The following is a 17,719-nucleotide window of genomic DNA, read 5'->3' as shown; positions in this document are numbered from 1 at the left end:
GCATGGAGGATCCCACCGAACAGAGTCTGTGGCGCCCGCTGCACGAGCTGCTGACCCGGATGGACGGCGAGATCGGCCGGATCTACACCGACCGGGCGGTCCAGGGCCTGAAGCCGACGTACGTCCGCGAGCTGCTGCAGCTGCACCTCAGGGGCCCGATGACGATCACCGAGCTGGCCGACGCGATCGGCCGCACGCACTCGGCGCTCAGCCAGAAGGTGGCCGCGATGCGCTCCGCCGGTCTGGTCCGGACGGTCCCGGGCGCGGACGCGCGCAGCAAGCAGGTCACGCTGACAGCGAAGTCCAAGAAGCTCGTCGAGCTCCTGGCGGCGGAGTGGCGGGCGACCGAGGAGGCGCTCGCCGAGCTCGAGGCCGAGCTGCCGTACCCGATGTCCCAGGTCGTCCGCGACGTCGAGGAAGCCCTGGCGAGGAAGAGCTTCCACGACCGGATCGCGGAGAAGCTGCGGTGAAGAACGCGCTCATCGATCTCGGCCCGCTGAAGGTTCTCACGTACCGCCGGTTGTGGATCGGGCAGGTGCTGTCCGGATTCGGTGGTCAGCTCACGTTCGTCGCGGTGATGTTCCAGGTCTGGGATCAGACGTCGAGCCCGGCCTGGACCGGTGCTGTCGGGCTGGCGCAGGCGGTGCCGTTGATCGTGCTCGGCCTGTTCGCGGGCACGCTCGTCGACCGGATGGAGCGCCGCAAGATCTACCTCGTCACCACGATCGGCCAGTGGATGGTCGCGACCGTGATGGCGAGTCAGCTGCTGTTCGGCCGGGTCCCGGTCGGCGTACTCCTGGCGCTGATCGCCGTCCAGTCGGCGTTCGGCGCGACCGCCGGACCGGTCGCGCGGACGGTCCTCCCGAAGCTCCTCACGCGGGACCAGCTCGCCGCCGGGATCGCCCTGAACCGGATCGGTTTCCAGGGCGCGATGCTGATCGGCCCGGCACTCGGCGGCGTGATCATCGGCGCGTGGGGCGTCGGCGTCTGCTACCTGATCGACGCACTCAGTTTCCTCGCGGCGATGTACGGCGTACTCGGGCTGCCGCGGATGCAGCTCGAGAGCGCCGTGAAGCCCGGCCTCCGCGGCGTGTGGGACGGGCTGCGGTTCGTGAGTGCGACGCCGGTGATCCGCGGGGCGTTGGTCACCGACCTGGCGGCGACGGTGTTGTCGATGCCGATCAGCCTGTTCCCGGTGATCAACGCGGAGCGGTTCGGCAACAACCCGCGGACGCTCGGGTTGTTCCTGACCGCGATCGCCGTCGGCGGGGTGGCCGCGTCGTTGTTCTCCGGGTCGTTCACCCGGTTGCCGCGGCAGGGGGTCGTGATGCTGTCCGGGTCGGCGGCGTGGGGGATCGCCCTGGCGTTGTTCGCGTTCTCGCCGGTGCCGTGGCTGGCGTTGGCGTGTCTCGCGATCGCGGGCGCCGCGGACACGGTCGCCGTCGTGTCCCGCAGTACGATCGTCCAGCTTCATACGCCGTCGGAGTTGCTCGGGCGGGTGAGTGCCGCCGAGCAGATCGTGGGTCAGGCGGGTCCTGACCTCGGCAATCTCCGCGGCGGTGTTGTCGCCCAGTTGACGTCGCCGGTCGCGTCGCTGGCCTCGGGCGCCTTGCTCTGTGTTGCGGCCGTTGCGGCGGTCGCGGCGACCACGCCGGGGTTGTCAGCGAGCGACAGTACGGAAGCCGGCGTTGCCCATTGACGAGTCAGGTGTGTTCGACGAGCGGGCGGCGTTGCGGTAGCGGTTGCAGTACGAGTCGTGGCAGAGGTACGAGCCGCCGCGCATCACCCGGGCGGCGCCGAGCGAGGGACCGGGCGGGTTCGCGGCGGCGGAGAACTTGTAGTACCGCGGGCCGAACCAGTCGCCGCACCACTCCCACACGTTCCCGACCATCTGCCACAGCCCGTACCCGTTGGGCTCGAACGTGCGGACCGGGGCGGTCGTGAGGAAGCCGTCCTCCTCGGTGTTCGTCCGCGGGAACTCGCCCTGCCAGATGTTGCACCGCCACGCGCCGTCGTCACCGATCAGCTCGTCGCCCCACGGGTAGCGCTGACCGTCCAGCCCGCCGCGGGCGGCGTACTCCCACTCGGCCTCGGTGGGCAACCGGCGCCCGGCCCACTTGCAGTACGCCGTCGCGTCGTTCCAGCTGACGTGGACGACCGGGTGGTCGCCGAGCCCGTCCAGGTCGGACCGCGAACCACCCGGGTGCCGCCAGTCGGCGCCGCGGACGCCCGCCCACCACGGCGTACCGGACGCCGGCCCCATCACCTCGTCCGGCGCGGCAGCCAGCGCGAGGTGGAACACCGCGGAGTACCCGAAGGTCTCGGCCTCGGTCCGGTAGCCGGTGGCGTCGACGAACCGCGCGAAGTCCGCGTTGGTCACGCTGGTCGCGTCGATACTGAACGGCGCGAGCTCGACCTGATGGACGGGCGTCTCGCCGTCACCGGCGTTCTCGTCACCAAGGCTGTTGCCCATCGTGAACACACCACCACCGAGCACCACCTGCGCAACCCCGTGCTCCCCGTGCCCACCCGGCACCGGCGGCGGCGCCGCACTCTCACCACGCGAGGGCGCACAGCAGGACGGATGCTCGTCGGTCATGCCCGCCAGTTTAGGTTCGGACCCGGGCTGTGCTCTCAGTGCAGATCCAGGAAGTCCCGGAGCCAGGTGTCGATCTCGTCGAGACAACCGGTGTCGACCTGGCCCGCGGCCCGGCTGATCCGTTCGCGGCTGATCGTGCGCGGCTGTTCCGTCAGGGCCCAACTGGCCTTGCGTAGCTTGAGTTTCGTTCCGCTCAGCCGAACGTGGTGGGGCCAGCCACGGTCCTTCGTCGTGACAGGCACGGCAATCGCGAGGTCCGGCACCGCGTCCAGATAATCGTTCGAGGAGATGATGACCGCTGGTCGATCACCGAACTGTTCACGTCCACGGGTCGGGTTGAAGTCGACCCACACCACGTCGCCGCGGCGGAGCTCAGGCATCTGCCAGGCCGTCCTCGCCCGCCTCGTCCCATGCCGTGGTGAGTTCGTCGTAGTCGCTGTCGTGGCTGCCCTCTGCGTAGGCACGGCGGACGGCAGCGAAGCGCTGGTGCCGGGCGTGCTCCTCCGTCACTCGCTGCAGAAACTCCGCGGCGGTCAGTCCTTCGGCGCGCGCGGACCGCATGACCGTGTCACGCACGTGCTTCGGCACCTTGAGGGAGGTCATCTCAGACATACCAGCATGCTACCAGGGTTTACCCAAGGCAGGGATACCGTTTGGTATTCCTGGCTCAGCTCAGGCTAGGCGGACCTTGTTCGATCCGGCGCAGGACCGGGGTGAGGCGGTGGAAGTCGGGGCCGGTGATCAGTTGGCGTTCGTCCCACCACGTGGCGCCGGCTTCGGCCAGGGGTTCGACGATCGCGCGGGCGTCGGCGGGCGGGGTGATGCCGCCGACGATCACGTCGTACGGCGTACTCCGGTCCGGGCGCTGGTCGGTCAGGAAACCGATCAGCTCACGGACGTCCTCGACCGCCGGTGCCTGTCCGTGGTTGGCGTTCGCGAACAGCGGTACGGCGCCGTCCCAGCGGGCCGCGCGGCGCATCGGGGCCTTGCGCGGCCAGTACCCGGCGATCCACACCGGCGGGCGCGGTTGCCGAACCGTTGCCGGAAGCAACTCCACGTCGTCGGCGCGGTAGTGCTTGCCGTCGTGGTTCACCCGCTCGCCGGACCAGTACGCCGCCAGCAGGTCGAGGCCCTCGTCGAGCCGCTCGGCCAGCACCTTCGGGTCGGTCTCGTCGCCGAAGCTGCCGAACTCGTCGTCGATCGGCCCGCCGAGCCCGGCGCCGAAGATCACCCGGCCGCCGCTCATCGCGTCCAGCGTCGCGACCTGCCGGGCGAGCTGCTCGGGCCGCCGCCGCGCGACCGGCGTCACCAGCGGACCGAGCACGATCCGGGACGTCGCGAGCGCGGCCGCGGTCAGCAGCATCCACGGATCGCCGAACGGCTGCCCGCGCCGCTGCTCCTTGCTGTGTACGACGTGGTCCCAGACGAACAGCCCGTCCCAGCCGGCCTCCTCGGCGGCGCGGGCCACCCGAGCGACGGTGTGGGCGTCGGCGAAGTCGCCGAAGTTCGGGATGTTCACGGAGAAGCGCATGGTCACAACCGTAGTTCGACGAACGGAATCGTGTCGCCCGGCAGCAGGTACGTCTCCACCTCGACGAACCCGTGCGCCTTCGCGAACCGCAGCCCGTCGACGTTGCTGCTCAGGATGTGCGTCTCGATCCCGTCGGCCAGCTCCCGCCCGCGGCGCAGGCAGTGCTCGTAGATCGCCGTACCGAAACCCTGCCGCCGGTACGCCGGCAGCACCCGGGCGATCACCACCGCCGCGGTGGTCTCCGCCGACGGCGGGCGGACCGTCGAACAGCCGACCAGGACGTCGTCGTCGTACGCGACCTCGAGCACGTTCCGGGTCGCGCGCTCGCGGATCTCGTCGACCGACAGCGGCGCCGTCGGGATGATCTCGTTGTGCACCCGCTGCCAGTCGAGCAGCGTCGCGTCGTCCTCGATCCCCACCATCCGCACCATTCCGACAGCCAACAACGCCCGGCGCCGCGGGTCAAACGAGTAGTAGCGTTCGGGTGTGCGCATTCTCTTCGTCGGGAACAGTTTCACGTCCAACAACAACCTGCCCAAGCTGCTGAAGGACCTGGCCGGGGCGCGGGGGATCGAGTTCGAGCACAAGGTGATCTCGGTCGGTGGCGCCTCGCTGCGCCAGCACCTGAACGCCGGCAAGGCCCTGGACGCGATCGCGAACGGCGGCTACGACATCGTCGTACTGCAGGAGCAGAGCACGCTGCCGATCAAGAGCCCGGACCGGTTCCGGGAGAGCGCCCGCGACTTCCACCGGGCGATCGCCGAGGCCGGGGCACGGACCGCGTTCTACCTGACGTGGGCGCGGAGCAACGCACCGGAGACGCAGCAGGCGCTGACCGACGCGTACGCCGGTGCCGCGGCCGAGCTGGACGGGACGCTGATCCCGGTCGGCATGGTCTGGGAACGCTTCCTCGCCGCCCACGACAAGCCGGTCCTGCACGAGTCCGACAACAGCCACCCGACCCTCGCGGGCAGCTACCTCGGTGCCTGCGTCTTCCTGATCGCCCTGCTGAACGCCGATCCGGTCGGCATCGACGCCCCGGTCAAGGGCCTCGACGCCGACACGGCCGCCCTGGTCCGGCAGGCCGCGTGGGACATCTGCAACGACCTCATTTAGCGTCTTCGGACGGCGTCGGAGCTGAATCGAATCAGGTGGCGTCGTGGAAGACCAGTCCGAGGGTATGGCGCCGGCCTGAGCGGATCGCGGAGACGCCGTGCCGGACCGGTGCGGCGGACCAGCCGCGGGCTGAGCGGACCGGGCGGTCGCGGGTGGTGAACAGCAGGCCGTGGCCGTGCGGGATGAGGGTCGACGTACCGCGGGACTGGGCGCGGGGGCGTTGTTCGACGAGCAGGAATTCGCCGCCGGTGTGGTCGATGCCGGGTTCGTCGAGGTTGATCACGACCTGCAGCGGGAACACCTTGTCGCCGTACAGGTCCCGGTGCAGCGCGTTCCAGTCGCCGGCGCCGTACCGGAGCAGGATCGGGGTCGGGCGGGTTTGCCCGGCGCGGTGGCAGACGTCCAGCCATTCGTCGAGCGTGTCGGGCCACTCGGCGTCGCGGCCGAGCTTGGCGTACCAGTCCCGCGCGATCGGCAGCAGCCGCGGGTAGAGGGCGTGCCGTAGCGCGTCGACCGGCTCGGGGAACGGGGCGTCGAAGTACCGGTACTGACCCTCGCCGAACCGGTGCCGGGCCATGTCGATCGTGGCCCGGAACCGGTGTGCCTCGTCGTACATCCCGGCGATCGACGCAGCCTCGGCCGGTGTCAGGAGTTGCGGGAGCAGGGCGCAGCCGAGGTCGTTCACCTCGGTCGTCACCGTCTCCCAGTCCGCCTTGGCCACTCGTCGTTCGTACTTGTTCATAGGTACGGAACGGTTCGGCGCCGGACCGTGTGAGGGCTACTGGGGGTAGTACACCCCGCCCGCTCCCCAGACACTCGGGAGCAGCAGGAGGCTGCCGTAGTGGTGCATGGCGATGCCCGCGAACGCCGGCGACGAGGACTCGGCGGCGTACACCTTGTCCAGCTCGGCCTCCATGTACGTGCGGCCCTCCTCGTAGAACGTCACCGACGGCGGATCGCTGGTCCCGGACAGGTCCTTCGTCTCGACGCCGATCACGACCGACTTCGCCTTGCCGATCGAGGCGGCGTACGCGAGCTCGTGGTCGGCCCGCGCGATGATCCCGGTCGCGGTGTCGGTGTAGTCCATCAGCGCCACGTAGTCGGTGAGGTCCTGCACGTGGTCGCTCAGCGGCGCGGTCTTCCCGTGCCACGTGATCGCCGTGCAGCAGTCCGAACTGTCGAACCAGAACGGGATCGCCGGCCCGACGAGCAGCCGTTGACCGGACCTGTTCCGCAGGTCGACGAACTTCTGCAGCAGGTTGAGCCAGTCGGTCGGCAGCGTCGTCCCCGGCTGCTTCCACTCCGGCAGCAGGTACGGCTCGATGTCCACGTTCACGCCGTCGAACCGTGCGTTCTCGGGTACGGCGCGGTTGTAGTCGAGCACCTTCGTGAACTCCGCGACGGCCAGGTGCTGGTACTTCGGCAACGCCCCCAGGTACGGCGGCGTCGTCCCGCCCGCGATCACCGCCTGCACGTGGTACCCGCGCCCGCGCGCCCAGCGGACGAACGACGCGACCCGGTTGCGCGAGTCCCGCAGCATGTCCTTGCCCTGGTACGCCGCGCCCTGGTACGCCGCGACGCCGAGGTAGATCGTCCGGACCGGGTCCGAGCCGAACGTGGTGGTGTCGTCCATCATCCGCCCGAGCTTGTCCCGCGCCGCGCGGTCGAAGACCGCCGGGTACGAGTTCTGCTCCCACACCCACATCGCGCGGTCCTGGGTGTACGTCCGCTGCGCCGGCGCCGCGCCCGCCGGAACGACAGCGCCCAACGCCAGCAGCAGGGCCAGCGCCGCGACGATCCGCCTCACACCTGCTCCAGCACGGTGATCGGCGCGAGCATTGTCGCGTCGTCGAGCGGCCGTTCGCCGGTCTCCAGCATCCGCAGGAAGACCTTCAGCCCCGGTACGACGTACTCCGAGTCGAGCCGGATGTCGCGGCTGACCACCGCGGTCCGCCCGACGAGCTCCGCGTGGAACGGGACCCGTCCGTCGTCGGTCGGCTTCACCAGCTGCAAGGTGACGAGGACGCCGTCGCACCGGTACCGCACGACCACGGTCGACCCGATGCGCTCGACCTCGACCGGACCCGGCTCGCCCGGTGCCAGCCGCTGCGCGAGGTCGGCGCAGTGGATGCCGTAGAAGAAGATCCCGCTGTACTCGCTGTCCGGATCGGCGGGCCCGGTCACCGTGATCGCCTGCAGTTCGCCGACCGCCTCGTCCACGAGCGCGTCGGCGTCCGCGACCCAGCGCACCGCGGAGTACGACGTGACCGGGGCGCCACCGCGCTTCGCGGCGTCGAGGATGGCCTGCGCGTCCGCCGTACTCGCCGCCAACGGCTTGTCCACCCACACCGGCACACCGGCTTCGAGGAACGGTACGGCGTGCTCGCGGTGCAGGGCGCCGTCGCGGTTCGTGACGATCAGCGCGTCGACCTCGCCCAGCAACTCCTGCGAGGCCGGGACGATCCGGGTGATCCCGCCGGCCGCGGCGAGCTTCTGGTTGCGGTCGTCGTCGGCGCCGACCAGCGCGACGATCCGCGCGTCGGCCGACACGTGGTCGACGTTCAGGTGCCGGACGATCTCGTCGGCGTGGCTGTTCTCGGTACCGACCAGGGCGATGCGCATCAGTCCTCCAATTCGACGGGACGCCCGGTGCGGGCGGATTCGTACACGGCAAGCACGGTGGCCAGCGACCGGCGTCCGGCTTCCAGCGTCACTGCCGGCGGGCGGCCCTCCCGGACGGCGGCGATGAAGTCGCGGTACTGCTCGAGGTGCGCCAGCTCGGTCGGGCCCCAGCCGTCCGGACCGGCCGGCGCCGAGGCGGCGGGCGGCTCGGCGTTCGCGGCCGCGAAGTACGCCAGTTCGTCGTCGTCGAGGATCGCCGTCCCCTGGTCGCCGTGGATCGTCAGCCGGACCGGGCGGCCCGGGTACGCCGCCGTACTCGCGAGCATCAGGCCGATCGCCCCGCTCTCGAACACGATCGACGCGCCGGCCAGATCCTCCACCTCGATGCCCTCGTGAGCGAGCCGGCCGGTCTGCGCGCTGACCTGCACCGGGCGGCCGAGCATCCAGACCAGCAGGTCGAGCGCGTGGATGCCCTGGTTCATCAGCGCGCCGCCGCCGTCGACCGCGAGCGTGCCGCGCCAGTCGTCGCCGTCGTAGTACGACTGCGGGCGGAAGAACGCGGACTCGGCGATCCCGGACGTGACCCGGCCGAGCGCGCCGGAGTCGATCGCCGACCGGATCTGCGCCACCGGCGGCTGGAACCGGCGCTGGCTGATCACCGACACGGTCAGCCCGGTCGCCCGCTGCGCCGCGATCAGCCGGTCGGCCGCGTCGAGCGTGATGTCGACGGGCTTCTCGACGATGACGTGTTTGCCGGCCTGCAGGGCCTCGATCGCGACGTCGGCGTGCAGTGCGCTGGGCAGGCAGATCCCTACCGCGTCAAGCTCTTCCGCTGCGTAGGCCTCGGCCGCGGAGGCGTACGGCTTTGCGCCGTACTGCTCGGCGAGTTTCCCGCCGCGCTCGAGGTTCTGGTCGACGACGGCGACCAGCGTCGCGTCGGCACCCAACGCGTCGATCAACCGCGCGTGCACTGTGCCGATCGCGCCGGCACCGATGACAGCAAAACGCATGGGACCCCTCTTCATCCGATTGTTCGGCCGATGGACCAGTCGATGGGTACGCCGCCGTGCTCGGCCGACTGCTGTGCCAGCAGCGCGATCCGGGTCGCGAGCAGGCTGCGCTCGGTGGTGATGTCCGGTTCGTTGCCTGCGGCAAGCGCCTGGAGCGGCAGCTCGGCCGGGCGGTGGCCGGCCGGCAGCGGCACGTCGTACGGCGCCGCCTCGTGGGTGGTGAGGACGAGCCGGTTCCGCGCCCACAGCAGCTCGGCGGTGCCCTCGGTGCCGATCAGCTTCATCCGGTAGTCACCGTGCACCGGCGACCCGGCCGGGTTCAGCCAGTCGACGCCGGCCGTGACCACCGCACCGGCGCCGCGCAGGGTCGCCACGCCGTACGATCCACCGACGACCGCACCGCTCACCGTGCCGCTCGTGAGGCCGGTGAAGAGCAGGGCCGCGTCGATGTCGTGGACGGCGAGGTCGTTCAGGACGCCGCCGTACCGCGCGGGCTCGAAGAACCAGTCGGGCCGGGTCGGACGGTTCAGCTTGTGCGGGCCGGACGACGTCACGCCGTGGATGCTGCCGAGCCGGGGGAGGATCTCGCGGGCGGCCAGCGTCACCGGGTAGTAGCGCTTCTCGAAGAGCACCGTCACGTGCCGGCCGGTCCGCTGCGCGGCCTCCGCGATCGCGTCCAGGTCCTCGAGCGTCGTACACAGCGGCTTGTCGGCCAGGACGTGACAGCCCGCGTTCAGCGCGTCGACGACGGCCTGGCCGCGGTCGCCGTAGATCCCGGCGACCATGACCACCACCGGCCGGACGTCGCGCAGCATCTGCTGGTGGTCGGTGAAGACCTCGGCGCCGGACGGCGCGGCCCACCGCTCGGCGGTCTCCCGGGACGGGTCGGCGACCGCGACCAGGGTGGCTCCGGGGAGGTGGTCGAGCTCCGCGGTCAGGTAGCCCACGTGCGGGTGGGCGGCGCCGGCGATCGCGATCCGAGTCATGGTCGTGAGTTCACCATGCAACCGGTTGCATTGCAACCGTCCATTCTGTGAGATAAAGACCTCTAAGTCGATCTTTTTAGTACCTTTTGATCACGGAACGTGACCCGAAAGAAGGACGAGATGACCGAACCCAGCTGGTCGTTCGAGACCCGGCAGATCCATGCCGGCCAGACCACCGACCCGACCACCAAGGCGCGGGCGCTGCCGATCTACCAGACCACGTCGTACACCTTCGACAGCACCGACCACGCGGCCGGGCTGTTCGGGCTGAAGGAGTTCGGCAACATCTACACCCGGATCCAGAACCCGACCCAGGACGCGGTCGAGCAGCGGATCGCCAGCCTGGAGGGCGGTACGGCGGCGCTGCTGCTCGCGTCCGGCCAGTCCGCGGAAACGCTGGCGCTGCTGAACGTCGCCGAGGCCGGCGACCACATCGTCAGCAGCCCGAGCCTGTACGGCGGGACGTACAACCTGTTCCACTACACGTTCCCGAAGCTCGGCATCGAGGTGTCGTTCGTCGACGACCCGAACGACGTCGAGTCCTGGCGGGCCGCCGTCCGGCCGAACACCAAGGCCTTCTTCGCCGAGACGATCGCGAACCCGAAGAGCGAGATCCTCGACATCGCCGCCGTCGCGGACATCGCGCATGCGGCAGGCGTTCCGCTGATCGTCGACAACACCGTTGCCACGCCGTACCTGATCCGGCCGCTCGAGCACGGCGCGGACGTCGTGGTGCACTCGGCAACGAAATACCTCGGCGGGCACGGGACCGCGATCGCGGGCGTGATCGTCGACTCCGGCACGTTCGACTACGCGGCCGACCCGGAGCGGTTCCCCGGGTTCAACCAGCCGGACCCGAGCTACCACGGGCTGACGTACGCGCGGGACCTCGGCGTCGGGTCGGACCTCGGCAACCTGGCGTACATCCTGAAGGCCCGCGTGCAATGGCTGCGCGACCTCGGGCCGGCCGCGTCGCCGTTCAACGCGTTCCTGATCGCGCAGGGCCTGGAGACGCTGTCGTTGCGGATCGAGCGGCACGTCGACAACGCGCTCAAGGTGGCGCAGTGGCTGGAGCAGCGGGACGAGGTGGACTCCGTCGCGTACGCGAGCCTGCCGTCGTCGCCGTGGTACGAGCTGGCGCAGAAGTACGCACCGCGCGGGGCGGGTGCGGTGGTGTCGTTCGAGATCAAGGGCGGGGTCGACGCGGGCAAGCGGTTCGTCGACGCGCTCAAGCTGCACAGCCACGTGGCGAACATCGGTGACGTCCGCTCGCTCGTCATCCACCCGGCGTCCACGACGCACAGCCAGCTCGCCGAGGAGGACCTGGCCGCGGCCGGCGTGACGCCGGGGCTGGTCCGGCTGGCCGTCGGCATCGAGCACCTCGACGACATCCTGGCCGATCTCGAGGTCGGGTTCGCGGCCGCCAAGTGAAGTCCTTCGCCGAGGTCGGGGAGCTCCGGCTGGAGAGCGGTACGACGCTGCCCGGTGTCCGGATCGCCTACGAGACCTGGGGTCGGCCCAACGTTGCCCGGAGCAACGGCGTACTGATCTGTCATGCGCTCACCGGCGACGCGCACGTGATCGGGCCGGCCGGTCCCGGGCAGCCGACGCCCGGCTGGTGGGACGGGCTGACCCGGTACCTCGACCCGGCGGAGTGGTACGTCGTCGCTGCCAACGTGCTCGGTGGTTGTCAGGGGACCACCGGGCCGTCGACCGAGGCCCCGGACGGGCGGGCGTGGGGGAGCCGCTTCCCCGCGCTCACCGTCCGGGACCAGGTTGTTGCCGAAGCGGCGCTGACCGATGCCCTGGGCATCGACCGCTGGGCGGGGGTGATCGGCGGCTCGATGGGCGGGATGCGCGCACTGGAATGGCCGCTGATGTACCCGGAGCGCGTCGGTACGGCGATCGTCCTCGCCTCGACGCCCGCCGCCACGGCGGAGCAGATCGCCTGGTGTGCGCCGCAACTCGCCGCGATCACGTCCGACCCGGACTGGCAGGGCGGCGACTACTACGGCACCGGCCGTACGCCGGCCACCGGCCTCGGGATCGCGCGGCGGATCGCGCACGTGACGTACCGGTCGGAGTACGAGCTCGCCACCCGCTTCGGCCGCGATCGGCAGGCGCCCGACGACCCGCGGTTCGCCGTCGAGTCGTACCTGGACCACCACGCCGCCAAACTCGCGAACCGCTTCGACCCCGGCTCGTACGTCGTCCTCACCCGGGCCATGAACACCCACGACATCACCCGTGACCGCGGAGACCTCCCGGCCACCCTCGCCGGTCTCAGGTCCCGGCTGGTCGTCGCGGCTGTCGACTCCGACCGCCTCTATCTCCCGGCGCAGTCCAGGGCCATCACCACGGCTCATCCGCCGGCCGGTCCGCTGCACCTCATCAACTCGCCGTACGGCCACGACGGCTTCCTGATCGAGCTGGATCAGGTGGGGAAGCTGATCACCTCACAACTGCGAATCTGACGTTCAGGCCTTCGGACGTGAGCACCTTCAGACGGGTCGGCGAAACCCCGGGACTGTCGTAGAAGCGGGTGCCCTCGCCCAGCAGGACGGGCGCGATGTGGAGGGCGATCTCGTCGACCAGGCCGGCCTCCAGGGCCAGTCGCGGTACGGCGCCGCCCGTGACGACCAGGTCTTTCGCGGCCGCTGCCTTCAGGCCGTCGGCGACCACGTCGCGGATGTCGCCGGAGACATACGTGAACTCCGGAACCAGCCGCGTCGCGGGGTCCTTGTGGGTGTAGATCAGCACCGGGCCGGACCAGTTGCCGCCGTACGGGCGGTTCTCGCTCATCACGTCGACCAGGCGGCCGCCGCAGAGGAACGCGCCGCAGCCGGCGACCACCTCCGCGCCAAGGCCGGAGGGGGCGGCATCGGCGTGGAACATCCAGTCGACGCCGTCGTCGCGGTCGCCGATGAAGCCGTCGAGGGACATCGTCATGTGCCAGATCACTTTCCCGGTCATGACCACCAGCCTGCGCCCGGGCGGATTCATGCGTCCAATGCCAATCCGGCGACGAACCCATAGATACCATCGATACATGCTCGACCTCGTCCGGCTCCGGGTGCTGGCCGCGGTCGCCGCGCACGGCTCGGTGACCGCGGCGGCCACCGCGCTGCACTACACGCAGCCCACCGTCAGCCATCACCTCGCCCGGCTGGAGGCCGCGACCGGCGCGAAACTCGTCCAGAAGTCCGGCCGCGGCATCCGGCTCACCCCGGAAGGCGAGGTGCTCGCGCGCCGCGCCGCCGAGATCGTCGGCCGGGTCGACGCCGCCGACGCCGAGCTCGCCGCGCTGGTCGGCCTGCGCTCCGGGCGGGTCCGGGTCGGCGCGTTCAGCTCAGCGCTCAGCGAACTCGTCCCGCCCGCCGCCGTCGCCCTCCGCCGCGACCACCCGAACCTCGAACTCGAACTCACCGACGTCCACCCGCGCGTCGCCGTCGAGCAGCTGCGCGCGGGCGAGCTCGACCTCGCGATCGTGTTCCGGTACGACGACGAGACGCCGGACGACGGCCTCCGCTACACGTACCTGCGCGACGACCCGATCCACCTGCTCAGCCGCCGTACCGGGGAAACGCTGGCCGACCACCAGGACTCCGACTGGATCGCCGGCTGCGTGAACTGCCGCCGGGAGCTGCTGGAGCACTGCGCGGACGCCGGATTCACCCCGCGGATCGCGTTCACCAGCGACGACGTGATCGTCAAACAAGCCTTCGTCCGAGCCGGCCTCGGCGTCACCACCACCCCCGGCCTGGCACTCCGCGCCCACCGCACCCCGGGCGTCCACGCCACCGAACTCCCGATCGTCCGCCGCATCCTGCTCGCCACCTACGGCGAACCTCCGGACCCGCCGGCCACGAGAGCCTTCATCAAATCCCTAAAACGAGTAACACTGGATTAGGAGCCGTCCGACTCCGGTTGGAGGACCGGGTGATGGGGCACTTGGTGAGAATGGTGGACGTCGGGCTGCGGTACGAGCGGATCTGGCGGGTAGCCGTGGGGCTGCTTGCCACGATCGGTGTGCTCACGGCGCTGGTGTTCGTGTCACCGGCGACCAATCTGGCGGCGTTCCTGGTCGCCGCGTTCACGATCGGGGCGGTCTGCCTGAGTATCGGTCTGGGCCGCGACCTGCCGAACGCGGACCTGCTCCGGACCGTGCCGCGCGGCGCGGTGCTCGGGGCGTTGTGCGTGCTGGCGATCTGCGGGTACGCCGCCGCGGTCGGCGCGCGCACCGTCGTGCTCGTGCTGCTGGTGGCCGGTGTCTCCCCGCCGGTCGTCAGCTGGCTCCGGTCAGGATCGCCGAACGGTGCGCCCGCCTGGACGAAACCCGCGGGGCGGACGCGCTCCGGGCGGGGCTCGAGCCGCGCCGGCTCCCCGTGGGGGCCGATGAACCGTGGCGCCACGTCATGGGGCGCCGGCTCGGCAGGCTCGTCGTGGGGCCCGGAATCGCCGGGATCGCCGTGGGGCGACCTGAGTGGCGACGGTCGGCGGCCTGGTACCTGGCCGACGACTCACGCCGTACGGGATCCGGGCGCGGGAAGCCGGAACCGGGCGACGGCTCGGCGGGTGGCCGGCGTGGTGACGGGATGGGCCGGCCGGCGCGGATCCGGTGGCGGATGCGGCGCACCCGGCGGGCCGACAAGAAGTTGCCGAAGGCTCCCGCCTTGCCGGAGCAGCTGCCGTTGCCGAAGTACCTGACGGCTGTTGTCCGCAGCGTCGGCGAGCTGACCGACGAGGAACTGTGCCTGGCCTGGCGCCGCAGCTTCACCCAGCTGGAGCGGACCGTCAGCACCGACCACCGGCAGGCGATGGTCGACGTACGCCGTGCCTACCTCGACGAACTCGAACGCCGGCACCCCGACTCGTTCGCCACCTGGCTCGCCTCCAACCCGCGCGCCGCCGGCGACCCCGCCCGCTTCTTCATCCACCGCGCCGACCACTGAAAGCCAACCCCAAGGAGATCCAGCCGTGAGCGGGACGGGCACCGCACACAAGTACCGCACGTTCTTCGGGCACCCGCCGGTGCTCGCCAACCTCTTCGGCGTCGAGCTGTGGGAACGGTTCTCGTTCTACGGCATGCAGGGCATCCTGCTGATCTACCTCTACTACTCCGCCGAACGCGGCGGCCTCGGTATCGACGAGGGCACCGCGACCAGCATCGTCGGCGCGTACGGCGGCCTCGTCTACCTGTCGACCATCCTCGGTGGCTGGCTCGCCGACCGGCTGCTGGGTGCCGAACGCACCTTGTTCTACGCCGCGATCGTGGTGATGTGCGGCCATATCGCGCTGGCGCTGATCCCGGCCCTCGGCGGCGTCGCGGTCGGCCTGGTCCTGATCGGCTTCGGCAGCGGCGGGGTGAAGGCGAACGCCACCTCCCTGGTCGGCACGCTCTACGGCGAACACGACGAGCGTCGCGACGGCGGCTTCTCGCTGTTCTACCTCGGCATCAACCTCGGTGCGTTGGTGGGACCAATCCTGACCGGCCTGCTGCAGAAGAGCGCCGGCTTCCACTACGGCTTCGGCCTGGCCGCGGCCGGGATGTTCCTCGGCATCGTGCAGTACGGCGCCGGCCGCCGTCGCCTCGGCCCCTCCGCCCGTGAGGTTCCGAATCCGTTGCCCCCGGCAGCGCTCCGGCGTACCGTGCTGGTCGCCGCGGGCGGGGTCCTGGTCGTCGTCGCGCTGCTGATCTCGGGCGTGGTCCCGGCGTCTCGGTACGCCACTGCGATCGCCGTGATCAGCGCGGTCGCGGCGGTCGTGTACTTCGCCGTGATCCTCGGCAGCAAGCAGCTGACCGACGTCGAGCGGCGCCGGGTGCAGGCGTTCATCCCGCTGTTCATCGCCAGCGCGGCGTTCTGGTCGCTGTACCAGCAGCAGTTCACAGTCGTGACGATCTACTCCGACCAGCGGCTGGACCGGAACATCTTCGGCTGGCAGATGCCGGTGTCGTTCGTGCAGTCGATCAACCCGGTGATGATTATCGTGCTGTCCGGCGTGTTCGCCGCGCTGTGGACGAAGCTGGGGCCGCGGCAACCGTCGACGCCGATCAAGTTCAGCGCCGGGCTGGCCGTGATGGGCGTCGCGTTCCTGCTGTTCCTGACGATGGCCGGCGGTGGCCCGAACAGCGCGCCGCTGCTCGGGCTCGCCGGTATCCTGCTGGTGTTCACGATCGCCGAACTGCTGCTGTCCCCGGTCGGTCTGTCGCTGTCGACAAAGCTCGCCCCGGCAGCGTTCCGGACCCAGATGGTTGCCTTGTTCTTCCTATCGGTCGCGTTGGGAACGGCGATGTCCGGCGTCCTCGCGAAGCTCTACAGCACCAGCCACGAACGGGCGTACTTCGGCGTGATCGGCGGCGTCGCGATCCTGCTGGGCGGCCTGCTCGCGCTCGCGGTCCGGCCGATCCGCCGACTCATGAGCGGCGTGCACTGAACGCGGCCTGCAGATCCGCGGCGATCAGCTCGACCGCATGCCGCCCGGCGGACAGTGCGGCCGGGAAGTTGAGGAACGCGTGCATCGTGTCCGCGTACTCGACGAACTCCGTCGGTACGCCGTCCCGCTCGAGCCGGTCCGCGTACGCGATCGCGTCGTCCCGCAACCAGTCCCGCCCGGCCGCCAGCATCAACGTCGGCGGGAGACCGGCCAGCGAGGCGGCCTGGAGCGGTACGGCGCCCACCGGGAGCTCGCGCGTTCCGAAGTACCACTCGTGCCAGTCGGAGCTCGGGTGCAGGTCGAGGACCGGGTAGCAGAGGATCTGCCGATCGGGGAGCGGCGTACCGGCGTCCCGGGCGAGCAGGCAGGCGCCCGCGGCGAGGGCACCGCCCGCGCTCTGGCCGCCGATCGCGATCCGTCCGTCACCGTCGAGGTTGTTACGTAGCCAGCCGAGCGTGTCGTAGACGTCCTGAAGTGCTGCTGGACAAGGGCTTTCCGGGGCCAGGCGGTAGTTGAGCGAGACAACGGTGACGTTGCCGTAGGCAGCGATCCGGGAGGTGGCGTACTCGATGTCGCGGAGGTCGCCGCCGACGAAGCCGCCGCCGTGCAGCCAGAGCAGGATCGGGCGCGGGCGGATCGAATGCCGGTAGACGCGGGCCCTCAGTGCTCTCCCCGGGAGGGCGATCGTGATGTCCTCGGTTGCCACCCGCGGATCGGCCTCGCCGGCGATCGCCGGGTCAGGGAGATCCTCCCGGTCGAGGAGCAGCGCCTGGTACGGGTCGAGGTCCGGGTAGCTCGGCAGCTCCGCCAGGTGTTTGAGCAGCGCGTCGGTCTCCGGGCCGAACTGTGGATTGTCGACAATCGTCATGCAGACACCGGCTGCAGGTGCCGCGCCGCGTGCGCGAACAGCATTCCGTCGGGCGTGGTGGATACGTATTCAGCGAGCGCCCCGATCCCGCCGTCGAACCCCGCACCGGTGGCCGGATCCGTCCAGGCGGCCTCATCGTACTGCGTGATCTCCGCGAGCAGTGCGGCGCCGACGCTGCGGAACCGGTGCAGGACCAGTTCGGACGGGATCAGCCGGCCGGCCTCGACACCGCCCCGGTTGAGCGCGCTGCCGATCTCCGCGGTCTCCCAGCGCGGGTCCAGACTCCAGTGCAGCCGGCCCATCCGGGCGTCCCGCAGGACGGCGAGGGTGATCTCGTCCCACATCAGGACGTGCGCGACCAGGTCGTGCAGCGAGTCGCAGAAGTGCCCGAGCGGCCCGTCGTGGACGTCGTACGGCGTCCGGAGTTCGTCCTCGGTCCGGCCGTCGACCCGGCTGAGCAGCAGTTCCTGGTCGCGGCGGATCATCCCGGCCGCCTGGGCCGGTGTCGTCGTCGGTGTGCGCATGACGGCCAATCAACCAGCCGCCCGCGGC

22 protein-coding genes are annotated in these 17,719 nt (G+C 70.5%); 9 read left to right on the top strand and 13 right to left on the bottom strand.

Annotated features, from left to right (window positions below; all coding sequences use genetic code 11):
* Positions 1-2: 2 nt before the first annotated feature.
* Together ACXJJ3_RS12385 and ACXJJ3_RS12380 are read left to right on the top strand one after the other, a co-directional pair.
* On the top strand, positions 3-470 hold the full coding sequence (locus ACXJJ3_RS12385) for a MarR family winged helix-turn-helix transcriptional regulator (protein ID WP_458170143.1): 468 nt from the start codon (positions 3-5) through the stop codon (positions 468-470).
* Positions 467-1,699 (top strand): MFS transporter, encoded by a 1,233-nt coding sequence (locus ACXJJ3_RS12380; RefSeq protein ID WP_458170142.1) that lies wholly within the window; start codon positions 467-469, stop codon positions 1,697-1,699. The genes ACXJJ3_RS12385 and ACXJJ3_RS12380 overlap by 4 nt, the downstream gene beginning before the upstream one ends.
* Here the strand turns inward: ACXJJ3_RS12380 and ACXJJ3_RS12375 are convergent.
* Genes ACXJJ3_RS12375 through ACXJJ3_RS12355 form a run of 5 tightly spaced genes read right to left on the bottom strand, consistent with a single transcriptional unit; the run spans position 1,661 to position 4,561 of the window.
* Entirely contained in the window at positions 1,661-2,599 is a 939-nt protein-coding gene (locus ACXJJ3_RS12375) for a formylglycine-generating enzyme family protein (protein ID WP_458170141.1), read from the bottom strand. The genes ACXJJ3_RS12380 and ACXJJ3_RS12375 overlap by 39 nt on opposite strands.
* A 35-nt stretch (positions 2,600-2,634) precedes the next feature.
* Complete coding sequence (locus ACXJJ3_RS12370) at positions 2,635-2,979, bottom strand: type II toxin-antitoxin system PemK/MazF family toxin (protein ID WP_458170140.1); 345 nt, start codon at positions 2,977-2,979, stop codon at positions 2,635-2,637.
* Entirely contained in the window at positions 2,972-3,211 is a 240-nt protein-coding gene (locus ACXJJ3_RS12365) for a hypothetical protein (protein ID WP_458170139.1), read from the bottom strand. Before ACXJJ3_RS12365 ends, ACXJJ3_RS12370 begins: the two co-directional genes overlap by 8 nt.
* Before the next feature lie 55 nt (positions 3,212-3,266).
* On the bottom strand, positions 3,267-4,130 hold the full coding sequence (locus ACXJJ3_RS12360) for an LLM class flavin-dependent oxidoreductase (protein WP_458170138.1): 864 nt from the start codon (positions 4,128-4,130) through the stop codon (positions 3,267-3,269).
* A gap of 2 nt (positions 4,131-4,132) precedes the next feature.
* Entirely contained in the window at positions 4,133-4,561 is a 429-nt protein-coding gene (locus ACXJJ3_RS12355) for a GNAT family N-acetyltransferase (RefSeq protein ID WP_458170137.1), read from the bottom strand.
* A gap of 55 nt (positions 4,562-4,616) precedes the next feature.
* Here ACXJJ3_RS12355 and ACXJJ3_RS12350 point away from each other — a divergent pair, with 55 nt between their 5' ends.
* Complete coding sequence (locus ACXJJ3_RS12350) at positions 4,617-5,246, top strand: SGNH/GDSL hydrolase family protein (RefSeq protein ID WP_458170136.1); 630 nt, start codon at positions 4,617-4,619, stop codon at positions 5,244-5,246.
* A 31-nt stretch (positions 5,247-5,277) separates the two neighbouring features.
* Here ACXJJ3_RS12350 and ACXJJ3_RS12345 read toward each other — a convergent pair whose 3' ends face one another.
* The 5 genes from ACXJJ3_RS12345 to ACXJJ3_RS12325 are packed head-to-tail and all read right to left on the bottom strand — an operon-like array spanning position 5,278 to position 9,864.
* Positions 5,278-5,988: a 2OG-Fe(II) oxygenase gene (locus ACXJJ3_RS12345; protein WP_458170135.1), complete on the bottom strand. Its 711-nt coding sequence runs from the start codon at positions 5,986-5,988 to the stop codon at positions 5,278-5,280.
* Positions 5,989-6,024: 36 nt separating this feature from the next.
* Positions 6,025-7,053 (bottom strand): hypothetical protein, encoded by a 1,029-nt coding sequence (locus ACXJJ3_RS12340; protein ID WP_458170134.1) that lies wholly within the window; start codon positions 7,051-7,053, stop codon positions 6,025-6,027.
* Positions 7,050-7,868, bottom strand: coding sequence for a Gfo/Idh/MocA family protein (locus ACXJJ3_RS12335; protein WP_458170133.1), 819 nt, complete (start codon positions 7,866-7,868; stop codon positions 7,050-7,052). Before ACXJJ3_RS12335 ends, ACXJJ3_RS12340 begins: the two co-directional genes overlap by 4 nt.
* On the bottom strand, positions 7,868-8,878 hold the full coding sequence (locus tag ACXJJ3_RS12330) for a Gfo/Idh/MocA family protein (protein WP_458170132.1): 1,011 nt from the start codon (positions 8,876-8,878) through the stop codon (positions 7,868-7,870). Before ACXJJ3_RS12330 ends, ACXJJ3_RS12335 begins: the two co-directional genes overlap by 1 nt.
* Before the next feature lie 11 nt (positions 8,879-8,889).
* Positions 8,890-9,864: a Gfo/Idh/MocA family protein gene (locus tag ACXJJ3_RS12325; protein WP_458170131.1), complete on the bottom strand. Its 975-nt coding sequence runs from the start codon at positions 9,862-9,864 to the stop codon at positions 8,890-8,892.
* A gap of 120 nt (positions 9,865-9,984) precedes the next feature.
* Here ACXJJ3_RS12325 and ACXJJ3_RS12320 point away from each other — a divergent pair, with 120 nt between their 5' ends.
* The gene (locus tag ACXJJ3_RS12320; protein ID WP_458170130.1) at positions 9,985-11,295 is read left to right on the top strand and encodes a bifunctional o-acetylhomoserine/o-acetylserine sulfhydrylase; all 1,311 of its coding nucleotides are present in this window, start codon (positions 9,985-9,987) and stop codon (positions 11,293-11,295) included.
* Positions 11,292-12,338 carry a homoserine O-acetyltransferase MetX gene (gene metX / locus ACXJJ3_RS12315; protein ID WP_458170129.1) on the top strand — a complete coding sequence of 349 codons (1,047 nt, stop codon included), beginning with the start codon at positions 11,292-11,294 and terminating at the stop codon, positions 12,336-12,338. Before ACXJJ3_RS12320 ends, metX begins: the two co-directional genes overlap by 4 nt.
* Here metX and ACXJJ3_RS12310 read toward each other — a convergent pair.
* Complete coding sequence (locus tag ACXJJ3_RS12310; protein WP_458170128.1) at positions 12,316-12,837, bottom strand: dihydrofolate reductase family protein; 522 nt, start codon at positions 12,835-12,837, stop codon at positions 12,316-12,318. The two genes, metX and ACXJJ3_RS12310, sit on opposite strands and share 23 nt — an antisense overlap.
* A 76-nt stretch (positions 12,838-12,913) precedes the next feature.
* Between ACXJJ3_RS12310 and ACXJJ3_RS12305 the strand changes: the two genes are divergently transcribed.
* From ACXJJ3_RS12305 to ACXJJ3_RS12290, 4 genes are read left to right on the top strand one after another with little or no spacing between them, the layout of a single operon-like run.
* Positions 12,914-13,774, top strand: coding sequence for a LysR family transcriptional regulator (locus tag ACXJJ3_RS12305; RefSeq protein ID WP_458170127.1), 861 nt, complete (start codon positions 12,914-12,916; stop codon positions 13,772-13,774).
* Positions 13,775-13,806: 32 nt separating this feature from the next.
* Positions 13,807-14,571, top strand: a complete 765-nt coding sequence (locus tag ACXJJ3_RS12300) for a hypothetical protein (RefSeq protein WP_458170126.1) — start codon at positions 13,807-13,809, stop codon at positions 14,569-14,571.
* Positions 14,538-14,816: a hypothetical protein gene (locus ACXJJ3_RS12295; RefSeq protein ID WP_458170125.1), complete on the top strand. Its 279-nt coding sequence runs from the start codon at positions 14,538-14,540 to the stop codon at positions 14,814-14,816. Before ACXJJ3_RS12300 ends, ACXJJ3_RS12295 begins: the two co-directional genes overlap by 34 nt.
* A gap of 25 nt (positions 14,817-14,841) precedes the next feature.
* Positions 14,842-16,299 carry a peptide MFS transporter gene (locus ACXJJ3_RS12290; RefSeq protein ID WP_458170124.1) on the top strand — a complete coding sequence of 486 codons (1,458 nt, stop codon included), beginning with the start codon at positions 14,842-14,844 and terminating at the stop codon, positions 16,297-16,299.
* On the opposite strand, the gene ACXJJ3_RS12285 is transcribed toward ACXJJ3_RS12290, so the two are convergent.
* Both ACXJJ3_RS12285 and ACXJJ3_RS12280 read right to left on the bottom strand, forming a co-directional pair.
* Positions 16,280-17,167, bottom strand: a complete 888-nt coding sequence (locus tag ACXJJ3_RS12285; protein ID WP_458170123.1) for an alpha/beta hydrolase — start codon at positions 17,165-17,167, stop codon at positions 16,280-16,282. The genes ACXJJ3_RS12290 and ACXJJ3_RS12285 overlap by 20 nt on opposite strands.
* Positions 17,164-17,691, bottom strand: coding sequence for a hypothetical protein (locus ACXJJ3_RS12280; protein WP_458170122.1), 528 nt, complete (start codon positions 17,689-17,691; stop codon positions 17,164-17,166). Before ACXJJ3_RS12280 ends, ACXJJ3_RS12285 begins: the two co-directional genes overlap by 4 nt.
* Positions 17,692-17,719 lie beyond the last annotated feature (28 nt).

Source organism: Kribbella sp. WER1, assembly GCF_054189145.1.
The sequence above is the reverse complement of the archived record's forward strand: the minus strand, read 5'-3'. Positions and strand labels throughout refer to the sequence as shown.